General features: G+C 66.9%; 13 protein-coding genes. 3 read left to right on the top strand and 10 right to left on the bottom strand.

Going from position 1 to position 16,421, the window contains the following annotated elements; translation table 11 throughout:
- Positions 1 to 99: 99 nt before the first annotated feature.
- The 5 genes from YWC_RS0123625 to YWC_RS30605 form a co-directional block, all read right to left on the bottom strand.
- Positions 100 to 987 (bottom strand): SMP-30/gluconolactonase/LRE family protein, encoded by an 888-nt coding sequence (locus tag YWC_RS0123625; protein WP_027867595.1) that lies wholly within the window; start codon positions 985 to 987, stop codon positions 100 to 102.
- Positions 984 to 2,054: an aldose epimerase family protein gene (locus YWC_RS0123620; RefSeq protein WP_027867594.1), complete on the bottom strand. Its 1,071-nt coding sequence runs from the start codon at positions 2,052 to 2,054 to the stop codon at positions 984 to 986. The genes YWC_RS0123625 and YWC_RS0123620 overlap by 4 nt, the downstream gene beginning before the upstream one ends.
- 23 nt (positions 2,055 to 2,077) lie before the next feature.
- Positions 2,078 to 3,028 carry a glycoside hydrolase family 43 protein gene (locus YWC_RS0123615; protein ID WP_027867593.1) on the bottom strand — a complete coding sequence of 317 codons (951 nt, stop codon included), beginning with the start codon at positions 3,026 to 3,028 and terminating at the stop codon, positions 2,078 to 2,080.
- A 136-nt stretch (positions 3,029 to 3,164) separates the two neighbouring features.
- Positions 3,165 to 4,517: an MFS transporter gene (locus YWC_RS0123610; RefSeq protein ID WP_027867592.1), complete on the bottom strand. Its 1,353-nt coding sequence runs from the start codon at positions 4,515 to 4,517 to the stop codon at positions 3,165 to 3,167.
- 81 nt (positions 4,518 to 4,598) lie between these two features.
- Positions 4,599 to 7,493, bottom strand: coding sequence for a TonB-dependent receptor (locus YWC_RS30605; RefSeq protein ID WP_051306702.1), 2,895 nt, complete (start codon positions 7,491 to 7,493; stop codon positions 4,599 to 4,601).
- Between the two features lie 235 nt (positions 7,494 to 7,728).
- On the opposite strand from YWC_RS30605, the gene YWC_RS0123600 reads away from it, so the two are divergent.
- The gene (locus YWC_RS0123600; protein ID WP_027867591.1) at positions 7,729 to 8,532 is read left to right on the top strand and encodes a ThuA domain-containing protein; all 804 of its coding nucleotides are present in this window, start codon (positions 7,729 to 7,731) and stop codon (positions 8,530 to 8,532) included.
- Position 8,533: 1 nt separating this feature from the next.
- On the opposite strand, the gene YWC_RS0123595 is transcribed toward YWC_RS0123600, so the two are convergent.
- The 4 genes from YWC_RS0123595 to YWC_RS0123580 all read right to left on the bottom strand — a co-directional run bounded on the left by YWC_RS0123595 (position 8,534) and on the right by YWC_RS0123580 (position 13,937).
- Positions 8,534 to 10,051 carry a family 43 glycosylhydrolase gene (locus YWC_RS0123595; RefSeq protein WP_156923861.1) on the bottom strand — a complete coding sequence of 506 codons (1,518 nt, stop codon included), beginning with the start codon at positions 10,049 to 10,051 and terminating at the stop codon, positions 8,534 to 8,536.
- Positions 10,052 to 10,056: 5 nt separating this feature from the next.
- Positions 10,057 to 11,361 carry a glycoside hydrolase family 28 protein gene (locus YWC_RS30600; RefSeq protein WP_156923860.1) on the bottom strand — a complete coding sequence of 435 codons (1,305 nt, stop codon included), beginning with the start codon at positions 11,359 to 11,361 and terminating at the stop codon, positions 10,057 to 10,059.
- A gap of 95 nt (positions 11,362 to 11,456) precedes the next feature.
- Positions 11,457 to 13,253, bottom strand: a complete 1,797-nt coding sequence (locus YWC_RS30595; RefSeq protein ID WP_051306700.1) for a peptidoglycan D,D-transpeptidase FtsI family protein — start codon at positions 13,251 to 13,253, stop codon at positions 11,457 to 11,459.
- Complete coding sequence (locus YWC_RS0123580) at positions 13,254 to 13,937, bottom strand: trimeric intracellular cation channel family protein (protein ID WP_229413178.1); 684 nt, start codon at positions 13,935 to 13,937, stop codon at positions 13,254 to 13,256. It lies immediately after the preceding gene.
- 75 nt (positions 13,938 to 14,012) lie between these two features.
- Between YWC_RS0123580 and YWC_RS0123575 the strand changes: the two genes are divergently transcribed.
- Both YWC_RS0123575 and YWC_RS30590 read left to right on the top strand, forming a co-directional pair.
- Positions 14,013 to 14,900: a LysR family transcriptional regulator gene (locus YWC_RS0123575; protein ID WP_027867588.1), complete on the top strand. Its 888-nt coding sequence runs from the start codon at positions 14,013 to 14,015 to the stop codon at positions 14,898 to 14,900.
- Between the two features lie 25 nt (positions 14,901 to 14,925).
- The gene (locus YWC_RS30590; RefSeq protein ID WP_036215695.1) at positions 14,926 to 15,318 is read left to right on the top strand and encodes a hypothetical protein; all 393 of its coding nucleotides are present in this window, start codon (positions 14,926 to 14,928) and stop codon (positions 15,316 to 15,318) included.
- A gap of 2 nt (positions 15,319 to 15,320) precedes the next feature.
- On the opposite strand, the gene YWC_RS0123565 is transcribed toward YWC_RS30590, so the two are convergent.
- Entirely contained in the window at positions 15,321 to 16,415 is a 1,095-nt protein-coding gene (locus tag YWC_RS0123565; protein ID WP_027867587.1) for an FUSC family protein, read from the bottom strand.
- Positions 16,416 to 16,421: the final 6 nt, after the last annotated feature.

Here is a 16,421-nt window from a genome sequence, read left to right as displayed (position 1 = left end):
TACCCCCTCTCATGTCGTGTTGTTCAGCAATGAGGCAAGTCTAAAAGCTGACCAGATAACTTTCCAATCAAATATTTCGCAATATTGATACTAAATTCGTTATCTGAAAGCGCCGAGAAAGCGCGATTCGGGAAGGCCTCGGACCTCCAGCGCGTGGTGGAACATAGCGCCCGACAGGGGCGCGGCGGCGCGGTCGCCCCCTGTCATGCCGAGCCAGGCGCTGGTGACATACAGGGTCGAGAAGTCCGGCCCGCCGAAGGCCGGGCAGCTCGGCTGCGGCGCGGCCAGCGTCAATACCCGGTCCAGCCGGCCGTCGGGGGCGAAGCGCATCACCTGCCCCGCTCCCCAGCGCGTGGTCCACAGGCAGCCTTCGGCATCGATGCAGGAGCCGTCCGGCTCCCCCGGCGCCGCGTCGGCCGGCACCAACACCTGCGTGGCGCCGATCGCGCCGCTGCCCGGGTCGTATTGACAATAGCGGATCTCGCGCGTGACGGAGTCGGCGTAGTACATACGCTGCCCGTCCGGGCTGAAGCAGATGCTGTTGGCAATGGCGGCATTCCCGAGCGGCAGGCGCTCGAGGCTCAGGTCCGTATTCAGGCGGTAGAAGCCGCCCAGCGCGCGCTTTGGACCGTCTTCCTGGTTGAACATGCCGAACACGAAGCGGCCCTGGCGGTCGCAACGCCCGTCGTTGATGCGGGTGGCCGGGATGTCGGCTTCGACATCCACGATGCGCACTACCTCGCCGGTCGAGAAGCGGAAAAAAGCCAGGCCGGAGGCCAGCGCCAGCAGCAGGCAATCGTCGCTGCCGGTCAGCGCGAAGGAACACAGGCGCTCCGGCATCGGCCACTTTACGCTCCTGCCGCTGGCCGGCGAATACGACCACAGGGTCGCCTGCGGAATATCGGTCCACAGCAGGCGCCCGGTGCGCTCGCACCACAGCACGCATTCGCCCAGCTCATGGCGATTGTCGAGGAAGTGCTCCATCATGCCTCGGCTCCCTGCACCGAGAAGCGGAAGCGCGACTCGGTCCGGTACACCTGGCCCGGGCGCAGGATCACGTTCGGGAAGCGCGGGCGGTTCGGCGAATCCGGAAAATGCTGGGGTTCCAGGCAGAAGCCGCTGCGGTGTCCGTAGCTGCGGCCCTTGCCGGATAGCGAGCCGTCCAGGAAGTTCCCGCTGTAGAACTGCACGCCCGGCTCCTCGGTGAACAGCTCCAGCACCCTGCCCGACACCGGTTCGAGCACGTGGGCGGCGCGCGTCATTTCGGGGCCGTTCGGCTTGTTGAGCACGAAGTTGTGGTCGTAGCCCTGGCCATGGCGCAGCTGCTTGTCCGGCTGGCCGACGCGCTCGCCGATCGGGCGCGGCGTGCGGAAATCGAAGGGCGTGCCGGTGACCGGCGACAAGGTCCCCAGGGGGATCGATGCGGCATCGATCCCTACGAAGGTATCGGCGTCGATGGTAAGCAGGTGCTCGAGGATGTCGCCTTCGCCGGCCAGGTTGAAGTAGCTGTGCTGGGTGAGGTTGACCGGCGTCGGCCGGTCGGTCGTGGCCTCGAAGCGCACCACCAGCTCGTTGTCGTCGTTCAGCTGGTAGTGGACGACGGTATCCAGGTTCCCGGGATAGCCCTGCTCGCCGTCGACGCTGCGGTAGGCCAGGCGCAGGCTGTCGCCCTCCACGCTGGCCTGCCACTTGACCTTGTGGAAGCCCTTGGGGCCGCCGTGCAGGTGGTTCTCGCCGTCGTTCGCCGGCAGCACGACGTCGCGGCCGTCGAGCGTGAAGCGGCCATGGGCGATGCGGTTGCCATAGCGTCCGATCAGGGCGCCGAAGTAGGGATTCTCGCCTTCATAATCGGCCAGCGTGTCGAGGCCCAGCACCACGTCGGCCAAGCGCCCCTCGCGGTCGGGCGCGTGCAGCGCGGTGATGATGCCGCCGAAATCGATGATCTTGGCCACCAGGCCGTTCGCGTTGGCCAGTGTGAATTCGGTGATGGCCTGGCCGTTTGCCAGCCGTCCATAGGGCGCCTGGGTGATGCCGCGGTTGCTCAGGTCTCGCAAGACGTTCTTCCTCGGTTGGTGGCTCAGTTGGTCGATGGCCGGCCGAATACCGGCATGCCGTCTGCGTCCCAGCGCAGGGCTTTCACGAAGGTGTGACGGTCCGGGTTCCACAGCGGATCGCCGACGATCTCGGTGTAGGTGCGGGCGTGGTAGACCAGCATCACGGTCTCGCCGTCTTCGGCATAGGTGAAGCTGTTGTGGCCCGGACCGTAGATGCCGTGCTCGTAGCAGGTGCGCAGCACCGGCTCGGGCGACTTGGTCCAGGAGCCGGGGTCGAGCAGGTCGGCGTCCTGGTCCGCCCACAGCAGGCCCATCGCGTAGTTCTCGTCGGTGGCGCTGGCCGAGTAGCTGATGAAGATCCTGCCGTAGCGGCGCACCACCGACGGGCCTTCGTTGACCCAGAAGCCGCGCGTCTCCCAGTCGAACTCGGGTTTGCTGAGCATGACCGGCTTGCCCTCGATCTGCCACGGCGTCTTCATCGGCGCGATGTAGAGGTTGGAGTTGCCCTCGATCTCATGGTCCTTCTGCGCCCACAGGTAGTACAACTGGCCCTTGTGGGTGAAGGTGGTGGCGTCCAGGCAGAAGCTGTCGATGCCGGTGTCGACCTGGCCCATGAACTCCCATTCGCCCTCGAGCGGATTGGCATTCTGGTTGCGGATCGCGTACATGCGGTGCTGGAACAGCTTGTGCTTGATCTCGCGGCTCGGGGCCGCGGCGAAATAGATGTACCAGGCCCCCTGGTTGAAATGGATCTCCGGCGCCCACACCAGTTCGCAGTACGGGCCGGTGTCGGGCTTGGTCCAGACGTCCACGGTCCGGGCCTGCGCCAGGCCGGCGATGGTGCCGGCGCTGCGCAGCTCGATGCGGTCGTATTGCGGCACCGAGGCGGTGAAGTAGTAGTAGCCGTCAGTGTGCTTGTAGATATAGGGGTCGGCGCGCTGTTCGATCAGGGGTTTCAGAATGGTTTCTTGCATCGTCAATCTCGTTTCAAAGTTTGTTTATCACCGCGTGGGGTAATTCGGGCCAGTGGCCCGAATTACGACCCGCCCACCCTACGGGTATACGCCGTTGTAGGGTGGGCGGCTTTGCCGCCCACGCGGTCGACATACGTCAGCCGGCGACGTACCCGGCCGTGCGCATGTCGGCCTTGACCGTGTCGTAATAGCTGTCGCTGATGCGGTACTTGAACATCAGCACGCCCATCAGGAAGTGGAAGAAGCCCGGGATCACCGACAGCATCAGGGCGATGCCCTGCAGCGCCAGCGCCGACTGCTCCTGGTTCGGCTGGTACTGGAAGTAATCCAGCAGGATGCCGACCATGCCGCCCGCGACCGCCATGCCCGCTTTCTGGCACACCGAGATGCCGCCGAAAGCAAAGCCCGACACACGCTTGCCGGTCTTGACCTGGCCGTAGTCGATGGTCTCGGCGATCGCCGACCAGAACACCGGGGCGTGCAGGTCCACCACCAGCGACAGGATGAAGTACAGGACGAAGGCCAGCACGATGTCGCCCGGCTTGACCAGGAAGTAGATCAGGAGGCTGATCACGGCGACCAGGATCTGCGTGTTGCGGAACAGCTTGACCTTGCAATAGAACTTGGTGGTCCAGGTGGACACCACCATGGCCAGGATCGCCGCCGCCACGCCCGTGGACAGGAAGGCCGAGACGGTAGCCGTGTCGCCGCCCAGGTAATACTTGGCGTAGTAGATCGCCACCGAGCCGCGGATCACGTAGCCGATGGTGCCGGTCACACACACCGCGCACAGGATCAGCCACTGGTCGTTCTGCATCAGCACGCGCACTTGGTCCATCAAGGGCTGCTTCTCGACCTTGTGGACGACGCGCTCGGTGGTGGTGAAGAAGCACAGCAGGAACAGCAGCACGCCCATTGCCGCCATCACCGCCATCGCGGCCTGGTAGCCGGCGGCCTGGTTGCCGGGGTCCCACCAGCTGGCCAGCATCGGCACGATGATGGTCACCATGAAGGCGCCGATCTTGGCGAAGAACAGGCGGTAGCCATTGGCCGACAGGCGTTCCTGCGGGTCCGAGGTAAGGCCGCTGATCAGCGAGATGTAGGGAATGCCGACGCCCGCCGTCATCAGGGTCATCAGGATGTAGGTCGAGTAGGCCCAGACCAGCTTGGCGTCATAGCCCCAGTCGGGCGTGGAGAACACCAGGAACACGCTCAGGCCGTAGGGCACGGCGAGCAGCAGCAACCAGGGCCGGTAGCGCCCCCAGCGCGTCAGCACCGAGTCGGTCACCTGCCCCATCGCCAGGTCGGCCACGGCGCCCACCACCTTGACGGCCACGAACAGGGCCGCCAGGTCGGCGGTGTGGATGCCGTAGATGTCGGTATAGAAGAAGGTAATGATCAGCATCATCGACGAGATCACCACGTTGAGCGCCATGTCGCCGGCGCCGAAACCCGCTTTTTCGAGGGTGGAGAGTTTTTGTGTGTGCATGTGCATTCCCTTCCGAACGACCCGGGGGCACTGCCGGATCCAATCCTGCAGTGCCCCTGCTTTTACTTCAGCGGCTGCGGCTTACATCTTCCAGCGCAAGGCGACCGAGACCGAACGTCCGACCTGGACCGTACCGAAATTGGTCAACTGCTCGTTACCCGCATTGCCGAAGTGGTAGTACTGCCGCTGCATTTCGTTGGTCAGGTTGATGGCGCCGACATCGACCGACATCCTGTCGTTGACCTTGTAGGAGACCTGCATGTCCACGCTCTTCTCGGGCTGGCGCCAGATGCCGATCGGGTTGGCAAACAGGGCGGCTTCGTTGGTGGCCAGGAAGGCGGAGCGCCAGACATAGGACAGGCGCGCGCTGACCGGGCCCTTTTCGTAAGCCAGGGTGGCGTTGTACGAGCGGTCGGACACCCCGAAGAACGGCGTCTCGAGCTGGGCGATGATTTCGCCGGCACTATTCGCCTCGGGAACGTTCTGCGAGGAGCTCAGCTTGGTAAAACTGCCCTGGAAGCCCAGGCCGTCCAGCGGGCTTGGCAGCCACTTCGGGAAGTAGATCAGGCCGAGTTCGACGCCCTTGATGGTGCCGTCGGAGGCGTTGACCGGGGAGTTGATGACGTAGTCATAGCCGTTGGTATGGTCGCCGCCCGAGGTCGAGTTGCGGAACGGGTCGTCCGCCGGGTCGACGTGGATCTTGCGGCGCAGGGGCACGACCAGGCCGTCGATCTTGCGCTTGAATACAGTGCCGTAGACTGCGCTGTCTTTCTGGAAGTACCACTCGCCGGTCAGGTCGAAGTTGGTCGAGAGCGTCGGTTTCAGGTCCGGATTGCCGCCGGTGCCCGAGCCATAACCCACCCGCGACACGTCGTCGGCCAGTTGCAGGACGGGATTCAGGTCGCCGAAGTTCGGGCGGCGCAGGGTCTTGCCGAAGTTGAAGCGCGTCACGACGTCCTTGGCCGGATCGTAGGTCAGGGTCAGGCTGGGCAGGAACCTGCTGGTCGACTTGTCGGCGCCGGACGGCGTGACCGCCTTTGTGGTGGCATCGACCTTATAGAAAGTCATGTCGGTATCGACCTTGGTGTAGCGCACGCCGACATTGGCGCGCAGGCGATTGCCGAACAGCTCGCTCTGGAAATTCCCCATCAGGTAGAGATTGCTCGTCTTTTCCTCGATCTCGAAGGTCTTCTGCAGGCGCAGCTGGTCGGTGGTCAGGAAGTTGCTGTTGACCGAGTGATACAGCTTGCGCCACTCGTCGATGTTGTCGCGGATGTAATAGGCATTCGGTTCCACCCACGAGCGCGGAACGTCCGAGATGTCGGCGCCGAAGTTGGAGTTGGTGATGGAATACTGCGGCCCCAGCGAGGCCAGGTTGCGGCCCAGGAAGGCCGATTGGGTCCGGTTCGCCTCCGAGGCCTTGCGCACGTCGTGGCGCGCGCCGAACTGGAGCGTCTGCAGCGCGCCCCAGTCGGCATCGAACACGCCCGCCAGCGTGGCCGTCGCGGCGCTGCCCTTGTTGCGGTTGGCGTTGTCGTAGAACTCCGCCACATTCCACTTGGTCGGGTCGGCCAGGTCGGCATTGTTATTGAAGCGGAAGGCCGTATCGCCGCCGGCATTGAAGTCGACGTCGATGGACGGTGCCACGCGATCGATCCGGGTGGCGGTGAATTGCGTGTCGAACTCGCTCGTCTGGAACGACAGATCACCGTCCAGCTTCAGGCGCTCGCCGACATTCCACTTGCCGTTCAGGGCATAGACGAAGGAATCGGTTTTCGACGTGGTGTAGTCGCCGCTGTTGAAGCCGTAGACGTTGTTGACCTTGCGGGTCTTGATGACGTTCGTTCCCGGGAAGGTCGTGATCGTCCCCGCCGGATTGCTGCCCAGATCGCCCCACCAGTCGACAAAGCTGAACAGCAGCTGATTGAAGGCCTTGTCGCGATAACCGTTGTACATCGATTCGAAGGTGTAGACCGCATCGGCGTTCGGCTTCCACTGGAGGGCGATATTCGCGGCAGGACGCTTGCGTTCACCCTGGACGTCGCTCTGGAAAACGGCGTCGCGCGCCAGGTAATAAGGATGCGCCTTGCCGTTGAAATCCAGCGTCGAACCCGCTGCCATCGGCAAGCCGGTACGGGTACCGGGCGCCCAGATATTGTTGTCGGTGATGCGCTGCAAAGGCGTATACCCTGCCGGCACTTCGGCCGCATTCGGGCTGGTAAACGGCACCATGGCGCCCGGCGTCACGCTTTCGTTGCGGTATCGCGTCTGGGTGGCCGCCAGGTTGACCAGGGCGCCGACCTCGCCGAAGCCGGTTTCCCAGCGGTTGCTGAACATGGCGCTGAGCTGCGGGTTCCATTTTTTAGCTGGATCCAGATAGGTCTCGCGCGCCGTAATCGACACTTGCGGTCCCTTGAAATCGAAGGGCCGCAGCGACTTGACGTCGATCTGGCCTGCGATCCCGGTTTCCAGCTGGCTGGCGTCGCGCGTCTTGTAGACGTCGATCTGGCGCACCAGGGTCGAGGGAATGTCCTGGAGCGCGACCTGCGTGCCCGAGGCGGTGAAGATATTGCGGCCATTCCAGGTAGTCTGGACGTCGGGCAGGCCACGGATCGACAAGGCGCCGACTTCACCGCCGGCGCGGTTGGTGACCTGGATCCCCGTCACGCGCTGCAGCGCTTCGACGACATTGTTATCGGGGAGCTTGCCGATGTCTTCGGCCACGACCGATTCCACGACCTGGTCGCTGATGCGCTTGATCGCCAGGCTCTTGATGAGCGATGCCCGGACGCCCGTGACGACCACGGTCTGCGTATCACTCGGCTCCGTCGTTCCGGCGGCCGCGGGGGAAATCTCCTGGGCGCCGACCGTGGCGGCGCTCATCAGGCCTGCTCCGGCGAGTGCGGCGACCGTGGCGCGAAGTGCGAAGGCGTGACCGGTACTGGCCGCGGCGCGGCCGAATGATGTGCGTTTCATACGTCTCCTGATGTCGTTGTCGTTATCGCCGCTGTGCCGCGGCTTTGCTGTTATTACATGCTCGACAGGAATGGTAGGCCTAGCATCGAGACCGTTCCAATCATATTTTTGGCCAATCCGATACCAAAACATGTATCGGCTCGGCGATCACGATCGTGATTGCTTGCATGGCCATGCGCACGAGACGCCATGACTGGCTACCATGCAAGCTGCTCATCCGAACAAGAAGGACATCATGCTGAAACCGATTGCCGGCGCCGTCACGCTCTTCCTCTCCACCCTCCCCGCGGCGCATGCCGAGGCGCCCAGGCCGGTCAAGGTGTTGATCGTCAGCGGCGGCTGCTGCCACGACTACCCGCGCCAGCGCGAGGTGCTGGAACGGGCGCTGAAGGAGCGCATGCCGGCCGAAGTCAGCCACGTCTACCACGACCCCAGACCTGGAGAAAAGGCGACGCGCCCGGCGCTGCCAATCTATGGCAATCCGCGTTATGCGGATGGCTATGACGTGGTGATCCACAATGAGTGTGCGGCGGACGAGGACAGCGCGCAGGCGCTCGACGCCGTGCTGGCGCCGCACCGCAAGGGCATCCCGGCCGTGAACCTGCACTGTGCGATGCATTCCTACCGTTCCGGCGATTGGCGCCAGCCAGTGAAGGCCGGCGACGCCAACGCGCGCTGGTTCGAATTCACCGGCATCCAGTCCAGCGGCCACGGGCCGCAGTCGCCGATCCGCCTCAGCCAGGCAGGCAAGGAGCATCCGATCGTGAAGGGATTCGTGCCCTACACGACCGGCAAGGACGAGCTGTACAACAACCTGAGCAGCTTCGGCGTGACGCCGGTGCTGACCGGGACGCAGCCGGAATCGAGCATCGAAGCGGACCGCGCCAAGGTCTATACGGTGGCCTGGACCCACCTGTACGGCCCGCAGCGCACGCGCGTGTTCAGCACCACGCTGGCCCACAACGCGGCCGAGATGGAAGACCCGCGCTACCTCGACCTGGTCGCGCGCGGCGTGCTGTGGGCGGCCGGTAGGCTGTAACTCAGTCCCGGACCAGGCTGACGTCGTCGAGCATCAGCCACTGGCCGTCCTTGCCCTCGGTGTAGACCCCGACCTGCACGCTGCCATTGCGCACCGCGATGCCGGGCAGCGTCACCTGCGTCCAGTCACCGATCGCACCGGTGAACACATGCGCGGCTTCCGGGCCGCCGTGGCCGCTGGCGAACAGGCGCGCCACGCCTTGGGCGCCGCTGCTCCTGACCCAGGCCCGCAGGGTGTAACTGCCGTTCGGCAGCTTGATGTCCTGGATCGCGCTGCCCATGCTCGGATCAAGATGCCTCAGCACCAGCGCCCAGCGGCTGTTGCGGCCTTCCAGGGTATTCACGATGGGCGCCGCGCCTTTGAGGCTGGTCCAGCTGGTGCGCCAGCCGGCCACGCCCGTTTGCGTCACGCGGTCGGCCTCGAAACCGGGATTGAGCACGTAGTTGTTGCCCTTGCCGACCGACCAGCTGCCCTTGGCGGCATCGAGCCTGAATTCGCTGAGCGAGTTGAACACCGGCTTGGCGCCCTCGAAGGAGAGCGGCGTCCAGATGTTGTAGCCGATGCCGTTGGCGGCATAGTTGCTCCAGCGGTCGCCCGCGTACAGCACTGTCGTGGCTTCGCTGCCCTGCACGGGAACGAAGAAGCCGTTCTGCGACACGTGCGAAAAGTCGGCCTCGGTCCCCTCGATCAGCTTCTCCGGCGTGTAGGGGCCGGTGATGCTGCTCGCGGTCATGTAAAAGCTGCGCGAGGCGTTCCAGCCGTGCAGGTCCGACGAGCAGAAGTAGTACAGGCCCTTGTGCTTGAACATGGCGTTGCCTTCGCGTCCGCCGGCTGGCGCCGCGTGCACCAGGGCCGCGGGTTCCACGGCCAGGAAGTCCGCCGCGCGCAGCGGCGCCACGTACAGCTTGCGCCGGTCGCCGCCGCTGCTGAAGATGAGGTAGGCCTGGCCGTCGTCGTCGACGAACACGGTCTGGTCGCCGGAGGTAGGCGTGGCAACCCGGTCGATATGGGTCTGCAGCCGCTGGTAGACGAAGGGGCCGGTGGGCGAATCGCTGGTGGCGAACAGCACGCCGCTGCCGTTCTCCCGGCTGCTGTACTGGGTCAGCAGCACGTATTTGCCGCTGCGCTTGTTGTGGACCACGCCCAGCCGCCCGACCCAGCCCGGCTGGTCGAACATCTTGCCGGCGGCGCCCGCCTTGAGCACCTCGCCTTCGAACTTCCAGTTGACCAGGTCGGTCGACGAGTAGGCCGTTACCGCGCTGAACGTCGGGTTGGCGCTGTTCGGCTTCGGAACCGGCTCCCTGGCGTAGCTGACCGCCTCGGCATACTTCGCGCCATACCAATAATAGATGTCGCCGACCTTCAGGATGCCGCCGCCCTGCGAGTAGATCGGCGTGCCAGACGTGTCCTTCCAGAAGACGCCGTTGCGGATGGTCGATTCGGCGGCGCAGGCGATCGGCGGCAGGCCGCCGAGCACTGCACATATGAGCAGGATTTGTAAATCGCGGCGTTGATTCATGAACATCATTGATGAGTCGCGACCCGCTTGCCGTTGACGATCACGTTCTCCAGGCGCAGATTGGCGACATCCGCCGTATCGAGCTTGTCGCCCTCCAGCTGCACATCGAAGTCCTTCAGCAGGACGTCGCTGATCGATGTCTGCCCCGGATTCGGCTTGATCGTCCCGAAGGCCTTGAGGCGTCCGCGGATGCCCACCAGGCTGATGTTGCGCACGATCGACTTCGGCGGCGGCGCACCCTTCAGGTCGAAATACTGGGTCCAGGGCTGGATCGTGACGATCTGGCCGCCGGAATTGTCTACCGTGATGTTCCTGAAATGGATGTTCTCGTAGTGCTGCGGCGTGTCCGGGCGCAGCTTGAAGACGGCCAGGCTGTCCACCTTGCCCGTGACCCGGCAATCCTCGATGAGGACGTCGCGCACCAGGGTCGCCTCGCTGCCGAGGGCCAGCATGTGGTGGCCGCGCCGGAACTCGCAGTTGCGTACCCGGATGCCGATCACCGGCGGACTGTCCTTGTCCTCCATCGCGAACGGCCCCTTCGAGCCCTTGGCGGCGATGCAGTCGTCGGTCACCGAGAAGTAGCAGCCCTCGACCAGCACGTGCTGGCAGCTGTCCAGGTCGATGCCGTCGGAGCTGGGCGCCTGGTGGTAGTCCTCGGGCACCACGAAGCGGGCATTGCGCACCGTGACCTGCTGGCAGCGGTACAGGTGCAGGTTCCAGAACTGGGAGTCCTTGAAGGTGACGCCCTCGATGCTGACGTCCTTCGAGCGCTCGATCAGGGCCAGGCGCGCGCGCGGGATGCCGATGTTCTTGAAATTGTGCGGATCGGGCGCGGCATTGCGCAGCTTCCAGAACAGGTCCCAGATCGGGCGGCCGGCGCCATCCAACGTGCCGGCCCCGCTGATCCGCAAGCCGTCGCAGCCGTTCGCATTGATCAGCGCCGGATTGAAGTTGGGCGCGAAATGCCCTTCGATGCGGGTGCGGCCGGCCGGGAAGTGGCGCAAGTCGGTCGAGCAGCGCAGGACCGCGCCCTCGTCCAGGTGCAGGTTGACCTTCGGCTTGAGGAACAGCGCGCCGCTGACGAACACGCCGCTCGGGACCACCACGGTGCCCCCGCCCTGCGCCGCGACGTGGTCGATGGTCTTCTGGATGGCCGTGGTGTTGACCGTGGCGGCATCGGCGACGGCGCCGAACTCCGTGATCGAAGTTCGCCGCGCCGGCGCGGGCGTGGATGGCGAAGCGCAGCCCCACAGGGGAGCCGAGAGTAAGGACAGCGTCAAGGCGCGGCGGGTGGACAGACGGTTTGGCATGCTGGTTTCCTGGTCTCCTGTTTCGTGGGCCGCCGATGCGGCCCACAAGGTATAGACGAAAACCGGGATTCAGTCTCTAGCCAGCCCCAGGAAAATCACGTAGTTGATTGCTTCTCCCCGGCCGCAGGCGCAAGCGCGTCCTCGTCCGCGGCCTCGATCGGCGCCGGCAGGATGTCCTCGACCTCCGCGTCCGGCGCGACGTCGAGCGTGCGCAGCGCATCCTGGACCACGCTGGCGAACACCGGCGCCGCCACCCGCCCGCCGAAGTAGCCGCCCTCGGTCGGCTCGTCGATCATCACGGCGACGATGATGCGCGGCCGCGACACCGGCGCGAAACCGACGAAGCCGGCGATGTAGCGGTTGGTGTAGCGTCCCCCCACCGGCTTGTGCGCGGTGCTGGTCTTGCCCGCCACCCGGTAGCCGGGCACCCGCGCGCGCGGCGCGGTGCCGCCCGGCCAGGTGGCGCGCTCCATCATGGCGCGCACCGCGGCGGCGCTGGCGCTGGACAGCACCGGGCGCGCGACCGGCGGCTCGTCCACCTTCAACAGGCTGAGCGGTATCATGTCGCCGTCGCGGGCGAACACCAGGTAGGACTGCGCCATCTGCATCAAGGAGGTCGCCATGCCGTGTCCATAGCTGATGGTGGCCTGCTCGATCGGTTTCCAGGAACGGTGGGGCCGCAGGCTGCCGGCGGCCGTGCCGGGAAAGCCCAGCTGCGGCGGCTGGCCGAAGCCCACCTGGGTCAGCATCGACCACATGTCCTGCGCCGGCATCTGCAGCGCCAGCTTGACGGTGCCGACGTTGGAGGACTTCTGCAGCACCTCGGCGACCGTCAGGGTGTCGTGCCGGCTGGCGTCGCGGATCGTGGCGCGGCCGATGGTGAGGCGCCCGGGGGCGGTCTCCACCAGGGTGTCGGGCGTGGCCAGGCCTTTCTCCAGGGCCAGCGCGATGGTGAAGGGCTTGATCACCGAACCCGGTTCATAGATGTCGGTCAGGGCCCGGTTGCGCAGCTGGGCTCCGGTAAGACCCTTGCGCTCGTTCGGGTCGTAGTCCGGCAGGTTGGCCAGCGCCAGCACCTCGCCGCTGCCCACGTCGAGCACCACGATGGCGCCGGCGGCAGCCTGGTGGCGTTCGACCGCCGCCTTCAGATGGCTGCGCGCCGCATGCTGGATGCGGCCGTCGATCGCCAGCGCCAGGTCGCGGCCGTCGCGCGCGGGCAGGCGCCCGCCCGCGTCTTCCGCGATGCGCCCGAGACGGTCGCGGATCACGCGGCGGCTGCCGGCCGTGCCGCCCAGGCTGGCCTGGTGCGCCAGCTCGATGCCTTCCTGCCCCTGGTCCTCGACGTCGTTGAAGCCCACCACGTGCGCCGTCAAGGCCCCATGCGGATAGTGGCGGCGGCTTTCCTTGCGGGTGTGGATGCCGGCGATGCCGAGCGCCTGGACGCGCCCGGCGGTGGCCAGGTCGACCTGGCGCTTCAGGTAGACGAAGCCGCGCCGCGAGTCGAGCCGGGCGTCGAGTTCCGCCCGGCCCAGCCCGAGCTGGCGCGCCAGTTCGTCCAGCTGCGCCGGCGCGGCGCCGCGCGCCTCGGCGGGAATCGCCCACACCGCGCGCGCCGGCAGCGACAGTGCCAGCACCTCGCCGTTGCGGTCGAGGATGCGCCCGCGGGTGGCCGGCAGCTCCAGCGTGCGGGCATAGCGCGCCGCGCCCTGCTTCTGCAGGAATTCGTCGGACCACAGCTGCAGCCAGACCGCGCGCCCGGCCAGGGTCGCGAAGGCGGCGAACAGCACCAGCAGCAGCAGGCGCGAGCGCCAGGCCGGCAGGCGGCTCTCCAGCACCGGGCTGGCGCTGAAGGCATGGCCCTTTCCGGCGGCGACGCGCCCGGTTTCGCTCATCTAGCCGTGCTCCCGCGGCTCGTCGAAGCTGCTGGTGTCGGCTTCCAGCACCGGCAGGGCCAGGCCGAAGCGCAGCGCCAGCAGGCGCAGGGCGAAGCCTGCCGCGATCGCGGTGGTGGTGGCGATACCGGCGGCCACGCCGAGCTCCAGCAAGCCCAGGTAGAGCACCCCGGTGGCCAGGGACACCGTGGCGTACAGGTCGCGCTGCAGCACCAGCGGCACCTGGTTGCACAGGACGTCGCGCAGCAGGCCGCCGAACACGCCGGTGGCCATCCCCATCAGGATCACGACCACCCAATGCGCGCCGGTGGACGCGGCGACGTCGCAGCCGATCACGGTGAAGGCCACCAGGCCGAGCGCGTCCAGCCACAGGAAAGCAGTCTTGAGGCGATGCATGCGGCGCGCCAGCAGGGCCGCCGCGATCGCGGCGCCGACGGTGAAGGCCAGGTATTCCGGGTGCGCGACCCAGCCGAGCGGGTAGTGGCCGATGAGCAGGTCGCGGATGGTGCCCCCGCCCAGCGCGGTGACGGTGCCGACCACGCACAGGCCGAACAGGTCCATGCGACGCCGCATGCCCATCAGGGCGCCGGACGCGGCTTCGGCCGCGATGGCGACCAGGTAGATCGTGTGGAGCAGGCTCATTCTCAGGGGGGAGGCAGGATGGCGGAATTCGGTGCGGGGCATGGTACGATGGGGCCAGCGATGTGTCCAATGCATTATTATTGCCATATCGATGCATATTCCGCATAGGACTGAGACGTGAACATCAAACAGCTGGAGCACCTGATCGCTGTCGCCGAAGCGCGCTCCTTCAGCCGCGCGGCCGAGCGCCTGTTCATCACCCAGCCGGCGCTGAGCCGCAGCATCCAGGCGCTCGAGGAAGACCTGGGGGCGCCGCTGTTCGACCGCATCGGCAAGCGCATCGAGCTCACGCCGCTGGGCAGCCACGTATTGGCGCGCGCCGCCCGCCTGGTGCGCGATGCGGGCGAGCTGGCGCGCAGCGCAGACATCTTCCGCCACGGTGCGGGCGGCGCGCTGCGCGTCGGCATGGGATCGGGTCCGGCCGCCATGCTGATGGCGCCGCTGCTGTGCCACATGGCCGAACGGCACCCTGGGGTCAGGCTCGACATCACGCGCGGCCCGCTGGCGCAGCAGCTGGTGCAGCTGCGCGCCGGCCAGCTCGACGCCCTGGTCGCGGACGCGCGCAGCATCGCGCCGGCGGAGGACCTGGTGGCCGGGCCGCTCGGCGAGCTGCGCACCTGCTTCGCCTGCCGCCCGGGCCACCCCCTGCTGGCGCACGACACGCTCACGCTGGAGCAGCTGCTGGCCTTTCCGGTCGCCTCCACGCCACTGTCGGACGAAGTGGCGCGCCTGTTAGTGACCGCCTACGGGCCGGCGGCCCTGCCGGAACAGATGGTCACCCTCCAGTGCGAAGACGTGGCCAGCCTGGTAGATGCGGTCGGCCGCTCGCAGGCCCTGTTCCTGGGACTGGCGGCGGCCGCGCGCGCCGGTGGCCTGGCCGAACTGCCGCTCCATCCGCGCCTGGACGCCAAGGCCCGCTTCGCCTGCGTGACCCTGGCGGGCCGCACCGAAGCGCCCTTGCTGCCAGCCTTCCGGGCCTTCGCGGCAGGGCTGTTGCAGGACTGAAGCTGAAATGTAGGAGAGCATGAAAATGGAAACCCAACAACTGTGGGTCGAGCCGGTCGGCGACATCATCATCGCGCGCATCCGCGGCGCCTGCACCGCAGCGCTGCTCGAGGAATGCCAGCGGCGCGTCATCGCGCTGGTGCAGGATACCCGCCAGGTGAAGGTCCTGTACGACTCGCTCGAAATGGATGTCCCGTCGGTCGACATCGCCCTGGTGCAGCAGGATCTGGAGTCGCGCGCCTGGGAGCGCTACGGCCCCCTGCCCTTGCGCCGGGCGATCCTGGTCGCCAATACCCGCATCGCCTACCGGGCCCGGATCGCCTTCGGCGAACTGGGCGAAGGCAGCTACCGGGTGTTCTACAACGACCTCGCGGCCGCGCTGCGCTGGCTCGACGAGCCGCCGGAAATCCCCGCCTGAGTTCACCGCTCGCGCGCGCCGGCCGGCGCCAGGCGGCGCAACCAGGCGCCGGCGGCGGCGCGACATCGTGGGTTGTGCAGGCACCAGCCGCCGGCCAGGCCGATCGCGCATCCGAGCAGGGTGTCGACGAAGCGCGCCTGCACCAGCGCCCCTGGGGCCGCCTGGCCCAGGGTCGCCGCTTCGGCCAGCAGGATCGTGAGCGGGGTGATGAGCGCCGTGGCCAGCGCGTAGTGGCGCACCACCAGCATCTCGATCAGGAAGGTCAGCAGCATCACCATCGCCGCCACCGACCAGCCGCCCAGCGGCAGCGACAGCAGGCCCCAGGCCAGGGCCACGCCGGCGCCGGTGCCGAGCACGCGCTGCAGCTGCTTGTTCCAGATTGCGCGCAGCGAGACGCCCTGGATCACCGCCAGGCAGCTGACCGGCACCCAGTAGGGCTTGGGGAGCGCCAGCAGCTGCGCGGCCAGCAGCGACAGGCCGACCGCGGCGCCGATCACGACCGCGTCCAGCACCACGTAGCCGAAATCGAAGGCAGGCAGGGGCGGCTGCGATGGCGGCGCGCGGCCGCGCAGCGTGAAGACGCTGTAGCAGAAGCCGACCGCGCAGGCCAGCAGGCCGCCGAAGCCGAACAGGCCGGCCATGCGCGGCAGCTCGGCCGCCGTCACCGGGCTGTAGGCGCCGATCGCGGCGGCCATCACGAAGAACAGGCTGCCCGGCGGCCCGAGCGCGTAGATGCGGCAGGTCATCGTCACCAGGATCGTGATCGCGACCAGGGCGGGAATGATCGCCGGCGGCCACTGGCCGCTGGCCGCACCCAGCGTATAGCAGGCCAGCATGCCGAAGGCGCAGGCCAGCAGCGCCACCATGCGCTGCGCCAGCGAGGTGGCGGGCAGGTACAGGAACACCAGGCCGCCGAGCGAGGCCACCAGGCCGTCGCCGATGCGCCCGAGCGCGGCGCCGGCCAGCAGCGGCAGCCCGGAGGACAGCGCCGCGGCCAGCGGCATTGGCCAGGCGCGGTCGCTGGCCTGGACGGTGGTCAGCTGGCGCAGTTCCTCGGACAGGACGGCCCGCAACCGCTGCCGGCGCGGAAGGCGCATGGTCCG

It is taken from the genome of Massilia alkalitolerans DSM 17462, assembly GCF_000427785.1.
GTDB classification, from domain to species: Bacteria; Pseudomonadota; Gammaproteobacteria; order Burkholderiales; family Burkholderiaceae_D; genus Telluria; species Telluria alkalitolerans.
This window is presented reverse-complemented; position numbering and strand designations above follow the sequence as displayed.

Excerpts from the sequence above, each read along its gene's own strand:
- YWC_RS0123625 (WP_027867595.1), bottom strand. The coding sequence starts at position 987 with ATGATGGAGCACTTCCTCGACAATCGCCATGAGCTGGGCGAATGCGTG.
- YWC_RS0123615 (WP_027867593.1), bottom strand. The coding sequence starts at position 3,028 with ATGCAAGAAACCATTCTGAAACCCCTGATCGAACAGCGCGCCGACCCC.
- YWC_RS0123610 (WP_027867592.1), bottom strand. The coding sequence starts at position 4,517 with ATGCACACACAAAAACTCTCCACCCTCGAAAAAGCGGGTTTCGGCGCC.
- YWC_RS30605 (WP_051306702.1), bottom strand. The coding sequence starts at position 7,493 with ATGAAACGCACATCATTCGGCCGCGCCGCGGCCAGTACCGGTCACGCC.
- YWC_RS0123600 (WP_027867591.1), top strand. The coding sequence starts at position 7,729 with ATGCTGAAACCGATTGCCGGCGCCGTCACGCTCTTCCTCTCCACCCTC.
- YWC_RS0123595 (WP_156923861.1), bottom strand. The coding sequence starts at position 10,051 with ATGAATCAACGCCGCGATTTACAAATCCTGCTCATATGTGCAGTGCTC.
- YWC_RS30600 (WP_156923860.1), bottom strand. The coding sequence starts at position 11,361 with ATGCCAAACCGTCTGTCCACCCGCCGCGCCTTGACGCTGTCCTTACTC.
- YWC_RS30595 (WP_051306700.1), bottom strand. The coding sequence starts at position 13,253 with ATGAGCGAAACCGGGCGCGTCGCCGCCGGAAAGGGCCATGCCTTCAGC.
- YWC_RS0123580 (WP_229413178.1), bottom strand. The coding sequence starts at position 13,937 with ATGCCCCGCACCGAATTCCGCCATCCTGCCTCCCCCCTGAGAATGAGC.
- YWC_RS30590 (WP_036215695.1), top strand. The coding sequence starts at position 14,926 with ATGGAAACCCAACAACTGTGGGTCGAGCCGGTCGGCGACATCATCATC.
- YWC_RS0123565 (WP_027867587.1), bottom strand. The coding sequence starts at position 16,415 with ATGCGCCTTCCGCGCCGGCAGCGGTTGCGGGCCGTCCTGTCCGAGGAA.